This window comes from Eleftheria terrae (assembly GCF_030419005.1).
GTDB classification, from domain to species: Bacteria; Pseudomonadota; Gammaproteobacteria; order Burkholderiales; family Burkholderiaceae_C; genus Caldimonas; species Caldimonas terrae.
This window is the reverse complement of the sequence record NZ_CP106951.1, coordinates 4,797,918-4,815,049: the sequence shown is the minus strand read 5'-3', so window position 1 is coordinate 4,815,049 and position 17,132 is coordinate 4,797,918. Positions and strand designations below refer to the sequence as shown.

The window sequence follows — 17,132 nt, the reverse complement described above, 5'->3', positions numbered from 1 at the left end:
ACCGGCTTTGCCTCTATTTTTCGCATGTGAGTTCCAGCTCACCGTCGCGAACGCAGGACGCGAAGCCTTCGAAGGGCGTCCACCAAGCGGCTTGGTTCGGTTTCTCTGACCGGGCTGCCTGCTCTAGGCGTCAAATCTGAACCGAGATTGAAACGGAGAAGCGTCATGGCACGCGTCTGTCAAGTTACGGGCAAGCGCCCGATGGTGGGCAACAATGTGTCCCACGCCAACAACAAAACGAAGCGTCGCTTCCTGCCGAATCTGCAGTACCGCCGCTTCTGGGTCGAGAGCGAGAACCGCTGGGTCCGCCTGCGCATCAGCAACGCCGCGCTGCGCCTGATCGACAAGGTCGGCATCGAGCAGGTCGTGGCCGACCTGCGCGCCAAGGGCGAGCTCTGATCGCCACTGCTTAAGGAGCACACACCATGGCCAAGACCGCTCGCGAAAAGATCAAGCTGGAGTCGACCGCAGGCACCGGTCACTTCTACACGACCACCAAGAACAAGAAGACCACGCCCGAGAAGATGGAGATCATGAAGTTTGATCCCAAGGCTCGCAAGCACGTCGCCTACAAGGAAGTGAAGCTGAAGTAATTCAGCCTCCCTTGCAGATCGCAAGTAGAAAACCCGCCCGGCGAAAGCCCGGCGGGTTTTTTGTCGTTGCCGCCCTGCCGGCGGGCGTGGCCGGCAGGGGCCGGCATCAGCCGGCGTGCGACTCGCTGGACCGGGTGGCCGCCTGGCGCCGGCGGCCAACCGCCGCCAGGCCGACAAGGCCCAGCGCCGTCAGCGCCACCGTGGCCGGCTCGGGCACCGCCGGGGCGAAGGTGGTGAAGATGCTCGAGCTGTGCATCCACCCATAGGTGCCGACACTCATGCTCGCGCCCCGGGTGTAGCTGGTGGCCTGGGTGTCGAGGAAGAGAAAGCGCGAGCTCTGCCCGGCCTCGATGCCGGCCACCCAGTTCGGGAAGTCGAAATAGAACACCGAGTAGGTGTCGGGCGAGAACACCGCGAATGCCTCGGTGGGGGCCACGTCGCCCAGGCCGTCGGAGCGCCAGTCGACGTCATAGCTCGGGGCTTCGATGTCGCGCACCTCGAAGTTGTTGACAGCGGCCTGCGAGCCTTCGTCGACCGAGATGCGCCAGTAGAAGTCCAGCGTGCCGTCCACCGAGGAGCGCACCACGCGGGACTGGATCTGCCCGGACACCGGCCGCCCATCGACCCCGTAGGAGAAGGACACCAGCTCGTCTTCGAGCACTTCGCCAGCCAGGCTCGGCCGCTGGGCCACGCTGGTGCCCGGCAGGTCTTTGGCCTCAAAGGAGCTGTCGAGGATGATGGCCTGCGCCGCACCTTGCATGCCGATGGCGAGGCCAACGCCGAGGACGATTCGGCGGAGGGCGGGATGGAGAATTTTCATGACGGGTCTTCCCTGACAAGGCAACAAAGTAGGAATCGGGCCCAAGGCCCGGACGATTCCCTCACCCCGCGCTTCTGCTCGCCGAGCGCTTGCCATCGCAAGCATAGCGGGCCACCGTGCGCCGGCGAAGCCCTCGCCGCCAGACGGACGGCGGCGGCGGTCGTGCCGTACCGGCCGGCGCCAGCGAATATGCAGAAGTGAAATAACAGCGGTGAAAAAAAAGCGCCTTCCGAAGAAGGCGCTCCTTGTCAGCGGGACGGCCGGTCAGGCGTGGGCAGCACGCAGCTTGAGGGCGAAGTCCTGCAGGGCGGCGATGCCGCTTTCCTCGGCCTTCTTGCACCAGGCCTGCAGGTCGGCCACCAGCTGCTCGGCCGACACATTGGTGCGGGTCCAGAGCTGGCGCAGTTCCTCGCGCATGGCCAGCAGCTTGGCCAGGGCGGGCGAGTCGGCGCAGGCGCTGGCGATTTGCTGGCGCACGCTGCTCGGGATGCGGTCCTCGTCGCGGTGCAGCCAGCGCTTGGCCAGGCGCAATTCCTTCCACTTGGCGGTGTTCTTCGCGCCGGCCGCCTTGAGCTGGTCCAGCTCGGCAGCACAGGCCCGCTTCAGCTCGCGGCCGTACTTGGCCATCACCTCGTAGCGGTTGGCGATGATGGCTTCCAGCGTGTGCGCATCCGCCACCGGGCGAACCTGGCCGAGCTTGAGCATCGGCGGGGTCTTGCGGACCTTGGCCAGGCCCAGGATCTCGAAGGTGCGGATGTAGAGCCAGCCGATGTCGAACTCGTACTTCTTGACGGACAGCTTGGCCGAGGTCGGGTAGGTGTGGTGGTTGTTGTGCAACTCCTCGCCGCCGATGATGATGCCCCAGGGCGAGATGTTGGTGGAGGCGTCGGCCGCCTCGAAGTTGCGGTAGCCCCACCAGTGCGCCAGACCATTGATGATGCCGGCGGCGGTGATCGGGATCCACAGCATCTGCACCGCCCAGACGGTCGCGCCCAGGGCGCCGAACATCAGCAGGTCGATGATGAGCATCAGGCCCACGCCGTGCCAGGTGAAGCGGCTGTAGACGTTGCGCTCCATCCAGTCGTCGGGCGTGTTGTGGCCGTACTTGCTCAGGGTTTCCTGGTTCTTGGCCTCGGCACGGTAGAGCTCGCTGCCGGTCAGCAGCACGGTCTTGATGCCGCGGGTTTGCGGGCTGTGCGGGTCGTCATGCGTCTCGCACTTGGCGTGGTGCTTGCGGTGGATGGCGACCCATTCCTTGGTCACCATGCCGGTGGTCATCCACAGCCAGAAGCGGAAGAAGTGAGAGACGATCGGGTGCAGGTCGACCGAGCGGTGCGCTTGCGAGCGGTGCAGGAAGATCGTCACCGCGGCAATCGTGATATGGGTCGCGCCCAGGGTGATGGCAAGGACCTGCCACCAGGAGGCATTCAGCACACCATTGGCGAGCCAGTCGACCAGGCTCTCCCACACGACAAGAATCTCAGACATCAATCAGCCTTTCAAAAAGCTCGCCGCATTGTAGGGGACCGACTCTCGCGAGCCGCGCGGAAAAGACGGGTAATTTCCGGGACTTCCGCGGCATCTGCAGCGAAGTTTCCACCTTGCCCCTGCTTGACGAGCTCCCTGTTGGAGCCCTCGGTGCTAGCCGCGTTCCCACACGGCGGCAAAAAAGCCATCCGTCGCGTGCCGGTGCGGCCACAGTCGCAGGTGCTCTCCGTGTACAAGCAAGTTCGGTTCCGGCACCTTGGCATGGGCCAGCACCTCGGCCACCGGCACTGGCTTGAAGTGGCGCTGCTCGCTCTCGCTGAAACGGTCGGCGATGCGCTCGTTTTCTTCCGCCAGCACGCTGCAGGTGGCGTACACCAGCCGGCCGCCCGGCTTCACCAGGCGGGCCGCGCTCTGCAGGATGGCGGCCTGCTTCTCGACCAGCTCGGCCACCGCCTTGGGCGACTGGCGCCACTTGAGGTCGGGGTTGCGCCGCAGGGTGCCGAGCCCGGAGCAAGGGGCGTCGACCAGCACGCGGTCGATCTTGCCGGCCAGGCGCTTGATGCGCTCGTCGCGCTCGTGTGCGATCTGCGCCGGGTAGACGTTGGACAGGCCGCTGCGGGCCAGCCGTGGCTTGAGGTTGTCGAGCCGGTGGCCGGACACGTCGAACGCGTAAAGCCGACCGGTGTTGCGCATGGCCGCGCCCAGCGCCAGCGTCTTGCCGCCCGCGCCGGCGCAGAAGTCGACCACCATCTCGCCGCGCTTGGCTTCGGTCAGCAGGGCCAGCAGCTGGCTGCCCTCGTCCTGCACCTCGACGTCGCCGCGGGTGAACAGCTCCAGCTTGTTGAGCGCGGGCTTGCCTTCCAGCCGCAATCCCCAGGGGGAATGCGGGGTCTCGCGGGCCTCGATGCCGTGGCTGCGCAGTTCCTCGATCACCGCTTCCCGGCGGGTCTTCAGCAGGTTCACCCGCAGGTCGAGCGGCGCGCCCTGGTTGAGGCTGTCCACCAGCGGCCAGAATTCGTCACCCAAGGTGTCCTTGAGCGGCGTGACCAGCCAGTCCGGCAGGTTGTGCCGCAACTTCTCGGGCAGGCTGGCGGGGTTGATCGCCTTGACTTCCGTCAGCCAGGCCTGCTCATGGGGGCCGAGTGCGCTGCGCAGGAAGCTGTCGCTGCCCTGCCAGGCCAGGATGGCCAGGCGCCGCTCCAGCGCACCGGAGCCGGACTGCGCGAAGTGCTGCAGCAACAGGCGCTGGCGCACCACGGCATAGGCGGTTTCGGCCAGGGTGTGGCGCTCCCGCGGGCCGAGCAGGCGGTGTTGGCGGAAGAAGGCGGAGACGACGCTGTCGGCAGGCGCGTCGAACTTCAGGACGGCGCGCACCAGGTCGGTGGCGAGATCAAGCAGGGCATGAGGATGCATGCCGCGATTATCCCAGCCCGGCATGCCGGCGCCGCGACAGCATCGCGGCAGCGGGATGCGGCGTCGGGCCGGCGGGGAGCGGCGCCGGTGCGGCCGCTGTGGCGGCTGCGCCCGGTCGGGGCCCCCCCGGCAGGGACCGGGATGACTCAGTTCACCAGCTGCGACTCGCCGCGGCGGTGGGTGACGCGGTTGCCGCTCACCTCCAACGCCTCTTCGACGATCCAGCGCACCGCCATTGGGTAGATGCGGTGTTCCTGCACCAGCACTCGCCGCGACAGGCTGTCCTCGCTGTCGTCCGGCTGCACCGGCACGGCGGCCTGCACGATGATGGGCCCATGGTCGAGTTCCGCCGTGACATAGTGCACGGTCGCACCGGCAAGCTTGCAGCCCGCCTCGATGGCGCGCCGGTGTGTGTGCAGGCCCGGGAAGGCGGGCAGCAGCGACGGGTGGATGTTGATGAGCCGGCCGTCGTAACGGGCGACGAAAGCCGGCGTGAGGATGCGCATGAAGCCGGCCAGCACGACCAGGTCGGGCGCATGCGCATCGATGGCCTGGGCCAGCGCTTCGTCGAAGGCCTCCCGGCTGGCATGCTGCTTGTGGTCGACCACGCCGGTGGCGATGCCGCGCGCAGCGGCGAACTGCAGGCCCAGGGCGTCCGGGCGGTTGCTGATCACGGCCGCCACCTGCGCCGGCCATTGCTCCGCCGCACAGGCATTGACGATGGCCTCCATGTTGGAGCCGCGGCCGGAGATCAGGATCACGATGCGTTTCATGGGCCGGCAGTGTAGCGGCCGGGGTCGGGCCGCGGCCAGCGGCGTGCCAGGCGGCCGCCACCTACAATGCGCGCTCCCGCCACGCAGCCCCTGCCGAGCGACCCCGGCCCCGCGCTGCACGGCGCTTCCTTGAGAGCCTTCCATGAGCGAACGAGTCCTCACCGGCATCACCACCACCGGCACCCCGCACCTGGGCAACTACGTGGGCGCGATCCGCCCCGCCATTGCCGCCAGCCGTGCCGCGGGTGTCGAGAGCTTCTTTTTCCTGGCCGACTACCATGCGCTGATCAAGTGCGACGACCCGGCCCGCATCGAACGCTCGCGGCTGGAGATCGCCGCCACCTGGCTGGCCGCCGGCCTGGACACCGAGCGCGTGACCTTCTACCGGCAAAGCGACATCCCCGAGATCACCGAGCTGACCTGGCTGCTGACCTGTGTCACCGCCAAGGGCCAGATGAACCGGGCCCATGCCTACAAGGCGGCCACCGACGCGAATGCCGCCGCCGGCGAAGATCCGGACGCCGGCATCACGATGGGGCTGTTCTCCTACCCCATCCTGATGGCGGCGGACATCCTGATGTTCAACGCCCACCGGGTGCCGGTGGGGCGCGACCAGGTGCAGCACATCGAGATGGCGCGCGACGTCGGCCAGCGCTTCAACCACCTGTTCGGCCAGGGCCGCGAGCTGTTCGTGCTGCCGCAGGCGGAGATCGAAGAGGACGTGGCCACCCTGCCCGGGCTGGACGGCCGCAAGATGTCGAAGAGCTATGACAACACCATCCCCTTGTTCGAGGGCGGTGCCAAGGGGCTGAAGGAGGCAATCGCCCGGGTGGTGACCGACTCGCGCCTGCCGGGCGAGCCCAAGGACCCGGAAGGGGCGCACCTGGTCACGATCCACGACGCCTTCGCCACACCGGAGCAACGGGCTGCCTTCCATGCCGAGCTGCGCGGCGGGCTGTCCTGGGGCGAGGCCAAGCAACGCGCGGTGGCGCTGATCGAGGCGCACATCGGCCCGATGCGGGCCCGCTATGCCGAGCTGATGGCGCATCCCGAACGCATCGAGGCGGTGCTGCAGGCCGGCGCGCAGAAGGCCCGCGCGGTGGCCACGCCCTTCCTTGCCGAGCTGCGCCATGCGGTGGGCCTGCGCCCGATGACCGCGCTGCCGGTGGTGGCCGCGACCGCGGCCGACGCCGCGAAGCCGGCACTGCCGGTGTTCAAGCAATACCGCGAGGCCGACGGCCGCTTCTACTTCAAGCTCACGGCGGCCGACGGCAGCGTGCTGCTGCAGAGCCAGGGCCTGGCCGAGGGCCGGGAGGCGGGCGCCTGGGTCAAGCGGCTGAAGACCGAAGGCGCTGCCGCGCTGGCCGAAGCGCCGGTGCAGCGGGGCGACGGCGTGTCGCCGGCCGCCGTCGAGGCGGCGCTGGCGGCGCTGGTGGCGGCACAGGAATGAACGGCCGCGATACCGCGGCATTCCCCCAGCAGGCAGACGCCATGGCCGGCATCCACATCACCGACATCGAGGCCGCCATCAACTGGTGGCGCGAACGCGAGCCCTCGCCCGACGGCATCTCGCTGTGCCCCCCGCTGCGGGCGCTGGCCGAGGTGTATGCCCTGATGGTGTACTACCACGAGCAGGAGTGCGACGAGCACAGCATGCCGGCCGCCGCCAAGCAGGCCTGGCTGGCCTGGTACGACACCCTGCCCGACACGCCCTGCATCGCGATCTGCTCCACCAGCCAGGGCGACGACGTGTGCAAGGGCTGCGGGCGCGACTTCGGCGAAGTGCAGTTCTGGCCCGAGATGAGCCCGGCAGAGAAGCGCGCCACCTGGCGCCGCATCACCTTGCAGGGCAGTGCCTGGCGGTTCAACCGCTATGCCGAACGCGCGCGGGAAGACAAGAAGCCCGTCCCGCCGAGCGACAGCTGAACCGGCGGGCCGACACCGGCGCCGCCCGATCGATGCCTGTCAGGCTGCCGCGGGGTCCCTGCCCAGCGGCAGGCGCAGGCTGAAGCAGCTGCCGCCGCCCTCGCGCCCGTCGCAGCGCACCACGCCACCGTGGCGCTGCGCAATCTGGCGCACCAGGCTCAGGCCGAGGCCGACGCCGCCGGCATACTCGGCATGTCCGGGCATGCGGTAGAAGGCCTCGAAGATGCGCTCGCGCTGCTCGGGCGGTACGCCCGGCCCCCGGTCGCAGACCTGCACCACGGCTTCCCCACCCTGCAGGCTCACCGACACCTCCGGCGGCTCGCTGCCGCCATAGCGGCGCGCGTTCTCCAGCAGGTTGCGCAGGGCGCGGCGCAGCAGGCGTTCATCGCCCGGCACAGTCACCTGGCGACCGCTCACCTGGGCATCGACATGGGCGCCCTCTTCCGCGGCCAGCGCCAGCAACTCGACCGGCTCGGCGAGATCGAGCGGCGGCATGGCATCGAGCCGGCTGGCCAGCAGCACTTCCTCGACCAGCGCGTCCAGCTCGCGGATGTTGTGCTCGATCTCCTGCTTCAGCCCCGCGCGCCCTTCGGGCGAGGCCGACTCCATCAACGACACGGCCATCTTCAGCCGCGCCAGCGGCGAGCGCAGCTCGTGCGAGGCATTGGCCAGCAGCGACTGGTGCGAGCGCACCAGCGCCTCGATGCGGTCAGCCGCCTGGTTGAAGCTGGCGGCGACCGCGGCCACCTCGTCACGGCCGCTCACCGCCACCCGGTGGCTCAGCTGGCCGGCGCCGAAGCGTTCCACGCCGCCCTTGAGTGCTTCGAGCTGGCGGGTCAGCCGCCGCACCACCGGCCAGGCCCCGGCCGAGACGGCGAAGAACAACACCACCAGCGCCACCACCAGGCCGCCACCACGCAGGAAGGGCGGCGGCTCCAGCGGTCCGCCGTGGCGAGACGGCCGCGCGCTGTCGGCCTCGCGGCCGGGCACCCCAGGCAGCGCACCCGAGGCGGCGCGCGCACCGTCGCGCGTGCCGCGGTTGCCGCGCAGCACCCAGATCAGGCGCCCGTCGCTCAGCGGCAGGCGAAAGCGCCGCCGGGGCCCTTCCTGCTCGACCCGCTCGAAGGTGGCGGAGGTGGCGATGCGGCGGCCGTCGGCGCTGTCCAGCGCGAGCGGCAGGCGCAGCCGCTCGGCCCATTCGAGCAAGGCCGCGCGCTGCTCGGCCTCGGGCGCATCGGGGCCGGGCAGGTTGTTCTGGGCCAGCTCGCCCCAGGCGGCCATGCGGTCGGACCAGACGGCCTGCTCCTGCTGGCGCTCGTTCTCCAGGTTGTGCTGGAACAGCCAGCCGGCCACCAGCGCGAACAGCAGCAGCACCGCCACCACGGTGAGGTAGATGCGCAGGTAGAGGCTTTTCATCAGTCGCGCTCGCCGTCCTGCTTCTTGGCGAACATGTAGCCGGCACCGCGGATGGTGAGGATGCGGCGCGGGTTCTTGGGGTCGTCCTCGATCGCGGCGCGAATGCGGGAGATGTGCACGTCGATGGAACGGTCGAAGGCCTCCAGCGCGTGGCCCTTGAGTGCATCCATGATCTGGTCGCGCGAGAGCACCCGTCCCGGCTGCTGCGCCAGCACCGCGAGCATCTGGAACTGGTAGCTGGTGAGCTCGCATTCGCGGCTGTCGAGCCGGGCGATGCGGGCACCCAGGTCGATCTCCAGCCGCCCGAAACGCTTCACTTCTGCATCGTCGGCAGCCGGCGCGCCGCTGCTGCGGCGCAGCAGCGCGCGCACGCGGGCCAGCAGCTCGCGCGCTTCGAAGGGCTTGGGCAGGTAGTCGTCGGCCCCCAGCTCGAGGCCCACCACCCGGTCCATCGGCTCGCCGCGCGCGGTCAGCATCAGCACCGGCAGCGCACGGGTGCGCGCCTGGGCCCGCAGCTGCCGGCACAGGTCGAGGCCGTCGCCGTCGGGCAGCATCAGGTCGAGCAGCACCGCGTCGATGGCCGGCTCGCGCGCCTCCAGCCGCTCGCGCGCGGCCCGCAGGGTGGGCGCCGTCTCGACCAGGTAGCCGGCCTGGCGCAGGTAGTCGCCCACCATGCCGGTGAGCCGGGTGTCGTCATCGATCAGGAGCAGGCGAGCGGACATGGCAGAAACATTGGGCAATCAGGAGTGGCGCAAAGCATAGCGCGCAGCACCGCGCGCCCCGGGGGCGGCGGTGCCGCGCACCTCCGCTCAGGCAGAGGAGGCGTCGCTCACTGCTGCGGCTTGGGCGACTGGGCCGCCTTCTCGCGTGCCTGCTCGCCGTGCTGCTTCCAGCGCTCGGCATGCTGCTTCATGCGCTCGGCAAGCTGCAGGCGCTGCTCGGGGGTCAGCACCCGGCTGACCTCGATCATGGCCTGGCTGACGCGGCGCGACACCTGGTCGGCATGCGCCATCTGCTGCTGCCGCAGCGCCTCGACCGCATTGGCGTCGACGGTGGGCTGGGCGAACAGCGCCATGGCCTGCTGGCGCAGCGCGCGCCCGGCCTCGCGCTGGCCCTTCAGGTCGTTGGCGGCAGACAGCGCGATCTGCTTGACCTGGGCACGCTGCGCGTCGGTGGCGTTGAGGTCCTTGAGCAGCCGGTCGACCATGCGCTCGACCCGTTCCGGGCTGCCCATGAACGCGCCGGGCATGCCCATGCCCATGCCGCCATGGTGGCCGGGGCCGCCATGGCCATGGGCCAGCACCGGCACGGCGGCCGCGGCGGCCAGGCCGAGCACGAGGCCGAGCGCCAGGCCCTTGAGCGAACGGCGCGCCGGGGCCGGGGCGGCGGTGGTGGTGGTGTTGGCGGTGTTGAACTTGGTCACGATGCACTCCTTGCAGGACTCGGGCACGGCGCCCATGACGTCATGCTCGCGGCCCCAGGTAAAGCCACCGTGCCGCGCCGGTAAAGTTGTGTGAAGGCTGCGGCCGCCAGGCCGGGCGCCCGCAGCCTCAGGACGGCTGCGGCTGCTGGCCGGCGAGGCCGCAGCCCGGCCCGGGCACCACGGCGGCGGCGGCCTTGGCTCGTGCCATGTCGGTGGCCGCCGGGACACCGTTCTTGGCAGCGATGATCTCCGCCGCGATCGACACCGCGATCTCCGGTGGCGTGCGACTGCCGATGTAGAGGCCCACCGGTCCGTGCAGCCGGGCCAGCTGCGCCGGGGTGAGGCCGAAATGGTCGCGCAGCCGCTCGCGCCGCGCCTCGTTGTTGCGGCGCGAGCCGAGGGCGCCGACATAGAAGGCCGGTGAGCGCAGCGCCTCCATCAGGGCCAGGTCGTCCAGCTTGGGGTCGTGTGTCAGCGCGACCACGGCGGTGCGCTCGTCGGGGCGGATCTCGGCCACCAGGTCGTCGGGCATCGCGCGGCTCAGGCGCACGCCGGGCAGCGCCCAGCCTTCGTGGTATTCCTCGCGCGGGTCGCAGACGAGCACGTCGAAGTCGAGGCCGAGTGCGATCTGGCACAGGAACTTCGACAGCTGGCCGGCGCCGATCACCAGCAGCCGCAGGCGCGGGCCGTGGAGGGTGGTCAGGCTACGGCCGTCGAAGGCCAGGCCCGCCGAGGGCTGCGCCGGGGTGAGGTCGACCGCGCCGGTCGCCAGGTCGAGGCGGCGCGCCACCAGGCGCCGCTGCTGCACCGCGGCCAGCAGTTCCTCGATGCGGCTGGCCGCATGCAGCGGCTCGCAGACCAGCTGCAAGGTGCCGCCACAGGGCAGCCCGAAGCGCCGTGCCTCCTCGGCCGAGATGCCATAGCTCACCACCTCGGGCCGGGCCGCGGGGATGCCGCCGGCCTGCACGCGGGCGATCAGGTCGTCTTCGATGCAGCCGCCCGAGACGGAGCCCACCGCGCGCCCATCGTCGCGCAGCGCCAGCATGGCGCCCTCCGGCCGCGGGGAGGAGCCCCAGGTCCTGACCACCGTCACCAGCAGCACGCCGCGGCCTTGGGCGCGCCAGGCCGCGGCACGGCTCAGTACCTCCAGATCCACGCTGTCCATCAACACCTGCCTTTCACGGTCACCTGGGTCAGAAGGCCTCAGCAGCACGTGGCGTGCGCGGCAGGGCGGCGGCCGGCTGGGCAGCCGGCGGCGGCAGGGCGGACAGGGGCTCGAAGTCCAGCCACACCGCCAGGCCGCGCCCGTCCAGGCCCTCGCCGACCTGCACGCAGGTGCCATGCAGCTGAGCGATCCGCGACACCAGCGACAGGCCGATGCCACTGCCGCGCCCGCCCACTCCCGGCACGCGGTAGAAGCGGTCGAAGATGCGCTCGTGTTCCTGCGGCGGCACGCCGGGGCCGTTGTCGGCCACCATCAGCCGCACGGCCTGTTGCGAGCCCTCCGGGCCGCAGCGGCAGGACACCACGCAGCGCCCGCCGGGCGGGGTGTAGCGCAGGGCGTTGTCGATCAGGTTGCGCAGCAGGATGCCGAGCGCGTCGACATGGCCGCTGATCACGCAGGGCTCCACGTCGAGCACGATGCGCTGCTGCTTCTGCTGGGCCACCACCTCGAAGTCGCGGGCGATCAGCTCGATGGTCTCGTACAGCTCCACCGGCTCGCCCCGGCGCGGCTGCGAGGCGTCGATGCGGGCCAGGTCGAGCAGCTGCTCCGACAGCCGGGTGCTGCGCTCGACGCCGGCAATCAGCTTGAGCAGCGAGGCCTTGGCTTCCTGCGGCTTGTCGGCCGAGGCGGCCAGCTGGGCATGCGCCAGCAGCGCCGCCAGCGGTGTGCGCAACTCGTGCGCGGCGTCGGCGATGAAGCGCTTCTCGGCCTGCAGGGCGGTGTCGAGCTGGCTCAGCAGGCGGTTGAAGGACGCCACCAGGGGCTGTACCTCCAGGGGCAGCCCCTGGGTCGGCAGCGGCTCCAGGTCGAGCGGGCTGCGGCGGCTGAGCGCCCGCTGCGCCGCGGCCACCGGCCGGAACGACCAGTGCACCACCCCCCAGATGGCGGCCTTCAGCAGCACCAGCACCAGCAGCGCCGACGACAGGCTGATCTTGGCCCAGCGCCGCAGGTCGGCCATCAGCAGCGTCTTGGGCTTGCCAACCTGGATCTGCAGCGTGCCGGTGGCATCCGACACGGCATAGACGCGCCAGGTCTCGCCGGCCACCTCCACTTCGTCGAAGCCGTCGCGGAAATCAGGCTTGATCGGCAGGTCGGGCGCGCCCGGCGACTGCAAGGCCAGGCGCTGGCGGTGGCGCCAGGCCTGGAAGCTGACCTTGTCGCCGTGGTAGTCGTCCGCCTGCGGCGGCAGCCGGAAGCGCGCCTTGCTGATGGGCTGGCTGCCGGCGTCGGCCGGCAGGGTCAGCAGGATCTGGGTGGCGATGTCGCGCAGCATCGCGTCCCACTGGCCGGTCTGGTGCCGGCCCATCTGCACCACCTGGCAGCCAATCCACACGCCCCAGAACAGCAGCATCGTGGACAGCAGCACCACCAGCAGGCGCACCCGCAGCGACTTCATGCGCGCTCCTCGCCCACCCGGTAGCCAAAGCCGTGCACGGTGACGATCAGATCGTCGCCGAGCTTGCGCCGCAGCTGGTGGATGTAGACCGCGATGGTGTTGCTCTCGATGCTGCTGCTGCCGCCATAGACCGCATCCTGCAGCTGGTCGCGGGTGACCACCCAGCCGCGCTTCTCCATCAGGGCCAGCAGCGTGCGGTACTCGTGCACGCTGAGCGACACCGGCTCGCCGTCGCGGGTCACGACGCGCTTCGCCGGGTCGATGCAGACCTTGCCGTGGCTGATCAGCGGCGAGACCCGGCCCTGGCTGCGCCGCACCACCGCCCGCAGGCGGGCGCACAGCTCGTCGAGCTGGAAGGGCTTGGCCACGTAGTCGTCGGCGCCGGCGTCCAGGCCGTGGATGCGGTCGCTGAGCTGGTCGCGGGCGGTGATGATGAGGACCGGTGTGGCGTCGTAGCGTGCCCGCAGGCCCTGCAACACCGCCAGGCCGGAGCCGCCGGGCAGGCCCAGGTCGAGCAGCACCGCGTGGTAGGCGTGGTCGGTGAGCGCCAGGCGCGCGGCCGGCGCGTCAGGCGCGCGGTCGACCGTGTAGCCGGCCCGCTGCAGGCCGTCGCGGACCGCCTCGGCCAGCATGTCGTCGTCCTCGACCAGCAGCAAGTGCATCGTTCCACCTCAAAAGCATCTGTCAGGGCGGGCGCCCGCCGTGCCGCGCAGTGTGCCGGAACGCCATTAAAGACTTCTTAACCCGGCCTTCCCAGAATGCCGGCGTCGAGAAGGAGAACCGCCATGCCCGCCCTGCCCCGCCTGCTGCCCCTGCGTCCGGCCCGCGTGCCGGCCCTGCGACTGTACCGCCTGTCGCCGGCCGAGCCGGTTCCCGAGCCGCTGCAGGCGGACTGGGAGTACGGCGTCGACCGCCTGCTGAGCTGCTGCGGAGACGCCGAAACGGTGCTGTGGGAGGCGCCGCGGGCCCGGGTGCTGGAGCTGCGCTACTGCCTGGCGGAAGCGGCCGATGCCGGCGCAGCCGGCCGGCCGGTGTCGCTGACCATGATCCGCACCCTGCTGGATGCGCGGGGCCGGCCGATCGCCTGGTGGCAGCGCTCGATGGCCCGCGCCCGCGCGGCGGCGATCCTGCTGCCCGCTTCGGCCGCACCGAACCGCTCCATCTACTGCGTGCACGCGGAACGCGCGCCGTTGTGGGAGACGGTGCAGCGGCTCTGCAGCGAGCGCTACGCGGCCGAGCGCGCGGGCGAGACGGCCGCAGTGGCGCGGGCCACCGGTGGGGCACCATTGGGTGCCCTGGCCGCCGGCGCCTGAGCGACACCCCCGCCTGGGGGCCCCGGGCGGCATGCGGGCCGGCGCGCTGCTGCGGCAGAATCCGCCGTTTGCCCTGCTGCTGCGCGTCCGATGCGACCTACGAGCCTGCCCCCGCTCGCCTTCTTCGAGCTCACCACCGTTTCCGGCGAGACCGTCGTCACGCCGCTGGCCTTTCCCGAGGTGGCCTGGCTCGGCAGCAGCGCGCCGGCCATGGCACGCAAGCTGGCGCGCGCGGTGCAGGCCGAGTGGCTGGACCAGGGACGCTACCTGGATGCGATACAGCTGGCCGACCCGCCGGAGTTCGAGCGCCACGAGATCGAGGTGGACCTGCCGGGCGGCCCGGACGCACTGCTGCAGCCCGCCCGGCGCGTCCGGCATGTGGCCTTCCTGGCCAGCGGGCGCGCCGGCGCGCGCAGCCTCGCCTGTGTGCCGGCCCTCGGCATCGTGGCGCTGGCCGAGACCGGGCTGCTGCGCGAAGCGGTGGTCGAGGCGATCCGGCTGGAACACCGGCGCGAGGGCCGGCAAGCCGACGTGCGCCGCCAGGTCGCCGCCGCCTGGTTCGAGCAGGTGGAGCTGAAGCAGCTGCCGCTGGAGCTGGTCTTCCACAGCGCCGAGGCGCTGCGCCGCCTGCAGGAGCAGCGCAGCGAGCCGCTGCTGGAGGCGGTGGCCGACGAGATGCATGTGGCGACCCGCCCTGCCGCCGGGCTGGCCGACCCGCTGGCGGCGCTGCTGCGCGCGGCCGAGGGGCCGTTCGCGCGCAGCGTGCTGGTGGTCGGCGCCGAGGGCAGCGGCAAGACCGCCCTGCTCCAGCAGTATGTGCGCGAGCGCCGCCGGCGCGGGCTGGCCGCCCCCTGGGAGACCAGTGCGGCGCGGCTGATCCAGGGGCTCACCCGCGACGGCGGCTGGCAGCACGCGCTGGCGGTGCTGTGCCACGAGCTGGCTCAGCGCGACCTGATGCTCTACGTCGGCCACCTGGCGGAGCTGTTCGAGGTGGGCCAGTACCAAGGCAATGCGGTCAGCCTCGGCGACGCGCTGCGCGAGCCACTGGCCCGCGGCCGCCTGATGCTCCTGGCGGAAGCCACCCCGGCGGAGCTGGCGCGCATCGAGCTGCGCAGCCCCGGGTTTTCGGCGCTGTTCCAGGCGGTGACCCTGCCCGAGCTGACCGAGGCGGCGCAGGAGCAGGTGATCGTCGAGGCGGTCGGCGCACTGGCGCAGGAACACCGGGTGGCCCTGTCGCAGGAGGCGGTGGCGGAAGTGCTGGCGCTGCAGCGGCGGTTCTCGCCCTACTCGGGCTTTCCGGGCAAGGGCATCCGGTTCTTCGAGGAATTGATCCTGCACGCCCGCGGGCAATCGCCCCGGCTGGGCCGTGACGAAGCGCTGGACGCCTTCTGCGCCGAGACCGGCATGCCGCGACGCATGCTGGACGCCCGGCTGCCGCTGGACCTGGCCGAGGTGGATGCCTTCTTCCGCCGCCGCCTCTTCGGGCAGGACGAGGCACTGGACGTGGTCACCGGCCTGCTGGCCACCACCAAGACGGGGCTGGCGCGCACCGGCAAGCCGATCGCCTCGCTGCTGCTGATCGGGCCCACCGGCGTTGGCAAGACGGAGACGGCCAAGGCGCTGGCCGAATTCATGTTCGGCGACCCGCGCCGCATGATCCGCATCGACATGAGCGAGTACGCCGACCCGCACGCCGTGCTGCGCCTGCTGGGTGACCTGGGCGGCGACGAGGGCGTGCTGATCGGCGCGGTGCGCCGGCAGCCCTTCTCGGTGGTGCTGTTCGACGAACTCGAGAAGGCCGACCCGAGCTTCTTCGACCTGCTGCTGCAGGTGCTGGGTGAAGGCCGGCTGACCGGTGGCAATGGCCTGACCGCCAACTTCTGCGGCTGCTTCGTGGTGATGACCTCCAACCTGGGCGCCGAGGTGATGCAGCGCGCGCCCATCGCGATGACCGAGCGCCGGGACGATCCCCGGCGGCATTTCGAGCAGGCGGTGCAGGACGCCTTCCGGCCCGAGTTGTTCAACCGCATCGACCACATCGTGCCCTACGCGGCGCTATCGTCCGCGCAACGGGCACCGATCTTCGCGCGCGAGATGGCCTTGATGCGCCAGCGCGAGGGGCTGCTGGAGCGCAACGTCGAGCTCGCACTGGCCAACGATGTGGCGGACGCACTGGCCGCCCTGCCCGGCGACCCGCGCTACGGCGCCCGCGACGTGCAGCGCGTGCTGCGCCGCCACCTCTTGCTGCCGCTGGCGCATGCGCTGGCCCCGCATGCCTACGTGGCGCCACTGGCGGTGCAGCTGCGCCCCGGTGCGCCAGGCGCGCTGGCGCTGCAGGCCGAGCCGCTGCAGCGACCGGTGGACCCCACACCGCTGCAGGCCGCCGACGCGCTGGCCGAGGCGCGGCGCCACTGGCAGCGCGTGACCGAGGGGCCGCTGTTCGTGAACCTCGTGAATCAGGTGTTCCGGCTGGAGAAGCAGCGGCAGCGCTACGAGCACAAGCGCCGCCGTGCGCCGCAGCTGCCGCACTGGGACGGCACCGAGGATGCGGCGCGCGCCCGCAGCCTGGCCGCCGTGCAGCAGGATGCCGAGGCGCTGTTCGCCGAGATCGCCGACCTCGAGGGCCAGGCCTTGCTCGCGCTGGCCGGCGAGCACGCAGCGCCGCCCGACGTGGCGGCCTGGCGCGGCCGCTTCCTGGCCTTCAAGCAGCAGGCCTTCCATGCGGCCCGCCCGGCCAGCGCCCGCTGCACGGTGGGGCTGTACGCCTCGCCGCGCCTGCTGCCGGTGCTGCACCAGGCCTGGTGCGAGGTGGCCGCGCGCGCCGGGTTCGAGGCGCGCAGCCAGGTGGTGCGCCTGGCGGACGAGACGCACCGGCCGGCCCCGCCGCGCGAGCCTGATGCGGCCAGCGACGGGCCAGCCCGCAACGAGGAAGCAGCCGCCGCCCGGGCCAGTGCCTACCGCAAGTTCCCCTGGCCGCAGAAGGAGGGCCGGCATGCCTTGATGGTGGGCTTCGAGATCGAATTCAGCGGACCGGCCGCCTTCGACTACTTCCGCCAGGAAGGCGGCGTCTGGCGCCTCTGGGAGGACGACCGCAAGACCGACGCCTGGGTGTCGGTGCGCAACCAGCCGCTGGCGGAGTTCGAGACGCCCCACCAGGTGCACCGGCAGCACTTCTTCGACGGCCTGCCCGTGCACCGGCAGCTCAAGCAGGGCCTGCTCAGCGACCCAGGCGCAGACTGGCGCTGCGAGTTCCCGGACGAGTTTGCCTGGAAGCGGGTGCTCGACCGGCACTTCGAGGCCTTGATCGACCGCATGCTGCTCGGGGAGGACGTGTGATGAGTACCGG

General features: G+C 71.0%; 16 protein-coding genes. 6 read left to right on the top strand and 10 right to left on the bottom strand.

Features of this window, described 5'->3' with window-relative positions:
* Positions 1 to 165: 165 nt before the first annotated feature.
* Together rpmB and rpmG are read left to right on the top strand one after the other, a co-directional pair.
* Positions 166 to 399, top strand: coding sequence for a 50S ribosomal protein L28 (gene rpmB, locus N7L95_RS21500; RefSeq protein ID WP_301257288.1), 234 nt, complete (start codon positions 166 to 168; stop codon positions 397 to 399).
* Between the two features lie 26 nt (positions 400 to 425).
* A complete protein-coding gene (rpmG, locus tag N7L95_RS21495) occupies positions 426 to 593 on the top strand; it encodes a 50S ribosomal protein L33 (protein ID WP_047194013.1) in 168 nt (55 codons plus the stop codon).
* A 106-nt stretch (positions 594 to 699) separates the two neighbouring features.
* Here rpmG and N7L95_RS21490 read toward each other — a convergent pair whose 3' ends face one another.
* From N7L95_RS21490 to purN, 4 genes are all read right to left on the bottom strand, one after another.
* Positions 700 to 1,413 carry a PEP-CTERM sorting domain-containing protein gene (locus N7L95_RS21490; RefSeq protein ID WP_301257287.1) on the bottom strand — a complete coding sequence of 238 codons (714 nt, stop codon included), beginning with the start codon at positions 1,411 to 1,413 and terminating at the stop codon, positions 700 to 702.
* A gap of 264 nt (positions 1,414 to 1,677) precedes the next feature.
* Positions 1,678 to 2,901 (bottom strand): DesA family fatty acid desaturase, encoded by a 1,224-nt coding sequence (locus tag N7L95_RS21485; protein ID WP_301257286.1) that lies wholly within the window; start codon positions 2,899 to 2,901, stop codon positions 1,678 to 1,680.
* 153 nt (positions 2,902 to 3,054) lie between these two features.
* Positions 3,055 to 4,314 carry an RsmB/NOP family class I SAM-dependent RNA methyltransferase gene (locus tag N7L95_RS21480; RefSeq protein WP_301257285.1) on the bottom strand — a complete coding sequence of 420 codons (1,260 nt, stop codon included), beginning with the start codon at positions 4,312 to 4,314 and terminating at the stop codon, positions 3,055 to 3,057.
* A gap of 146 nt (positions 4,315 to 4,460) precedes the next feature.
* The gene (purN, locus tag N7L95_RS21475) at positions 4,461 to 5,087 is read right to left on the bottom strand and encodes a phosphoribosylglycinamide formyltransferase (protein WP_301257284.1); all 627 of its coding nucleotides are present in this window, start codon (positions 5,085 to 5,087) and stop codon (positions 4,461 to 4,463) included.
* A gap of 142 nt (positions 5,088 to 5,229) precedes the next feature.
* Between purN and N7L95_RS21470 the strand changes: the two genes are divergently transcribed.
* Complete coding sequence (locus tag N7L95_RS21470) at positions 5,230 to 6,537, top strand: tryptophan--tRNA ligase (protein ID WP_301257283.1); 1,308 nt, start codon at positions 5,230 to 5,232, stop codon at positions 6,535 to 6,537.
* A gap of 41 nt (positions 6,538 to 6,578) precedes the next feature.
* Positions 6,579 to 7,013, top strand: coding sequence for a DUF3717 domain-containing protein (locus N7L95_RS21465; protein WP_301260207.1), 435 nt, complete (start codon positions 6,579 to 6,581; stop codon positions 7,011 to 7,013).
* Between the two features lie 39 nt (positions 7,014 to 7,052).
* On the opposite strand, the gene N7L95_RS21460 is transcribed toward N7L95_RS21465, so the two are convergent.
* From N7L95_RS21460 to N7L95_RS21435, 6 genes are all read right to left on the bottom strand, one after another.
* The gene (locus N7L95_RS21460) at positions 7,053 to 8,429 is read right to left on the bottom strand and encodes a sensor histidine kinase (protein ID WP_301257282.1); all 1,377 of its coding nucleotides are present in this window, start codon (positions 8,427 to 8,429) and stop codon (positions 7,053 to 7,055) included.
* Entirely contained in the window at positions 8,429 to 9,151 is a 723-nt protein-coding gene (locus N7L95_RS21455) for a response regulator (protein ID WP_301257281.1), read from the bottom strand. Before N7L95_RS21455 ends, N7L95_RS21460 begins: the two co-directional genes overlap by 1 nt.
* 107 nt (positions 9,152 to 9,258) lie before the next feature.
* Positions 9,259 to 9,852, bottom strand: coding sequence for a Spy/CpxP family protein refolding chaperone (locus tag N7L95_RS21450; RefSeq protein WP_301257280.1), 594 nt, complete (start codon positions 9,850 to 9,852; stop codon positions 9,259 to 9,261).
* Positions 9,853 to 9,979: 127 nt separating this feature from the next.
* Entirely contained in the window at positions 9,980 to 11,017 is a 1,038-nt protein-coding gene (locus N7L95_RS21445; protein WP_301257279.1) for an XdhC family protein, read from the bottom strand.
* A 28-nt stretch (positions 11,018 to 11,045) separates the two neighbouring features.
* Positions 11,046 to 12,473, bottom strand: coding sequence for an ATP-binding protein (locus N7L95_RS21440; protein WP_301257278.1), 1,428 nt, complete (start codon positions 12,471 to 12,473; stop codon positions 11,046 to 11,048).
* Complete coding sequence (locus N7L95_RS21435) at positions 12,470 to 13,135, bottom strand: response regulator transcription factor (protein ID WP_301257277.1); 666 nt, start codon at positions 13,133 to 13,135, stop codon at positions 12,470 to 12,472. Before N7L95_RS21435 ends, N7L95_RS21440 begins: the two co-directional genes overlap by 4 nt.
* A gap of 123 nt (positions 13,136 to 13,258) precedes the next feature.
* Here N7L95_RS21435 and N7L95_RS21430 point away from each other — a divergent pair, with 123 nt between their 5' ends.
* Both N7L95_RS21430 and N7L95_RS21425 read left to right on the top strand, forming a co-directional pair.
* Complete coding sequence (locus N7L95_RS21430; RefSeq protein ID WP_301257276.1) at positions 13,259 to 13,786, top strand: hypothetical protein; 528 nt, start codon at positions 13,259 to 13,261, stop codon at positions 13,784 to 13,786.
* Positions 13,787 to 13,876: 90 nt separating this feature from the next.
* Positions 13,877 to 17,122 carry an AAA family ATPase gene (locus tag N7L95_RS21425; RefSeq protein WP_301257275.1) on the top strand — a complete coding sequence of 1,082 codons (3,246 nt, stop codon included), beginning with the start codon at positions 13,877 to 13,879 and terminating at the stop codon, positions 17,120 to 17,122.
* Positions 17,123 to 17,132: the final 10 nt, after the last annotated feature.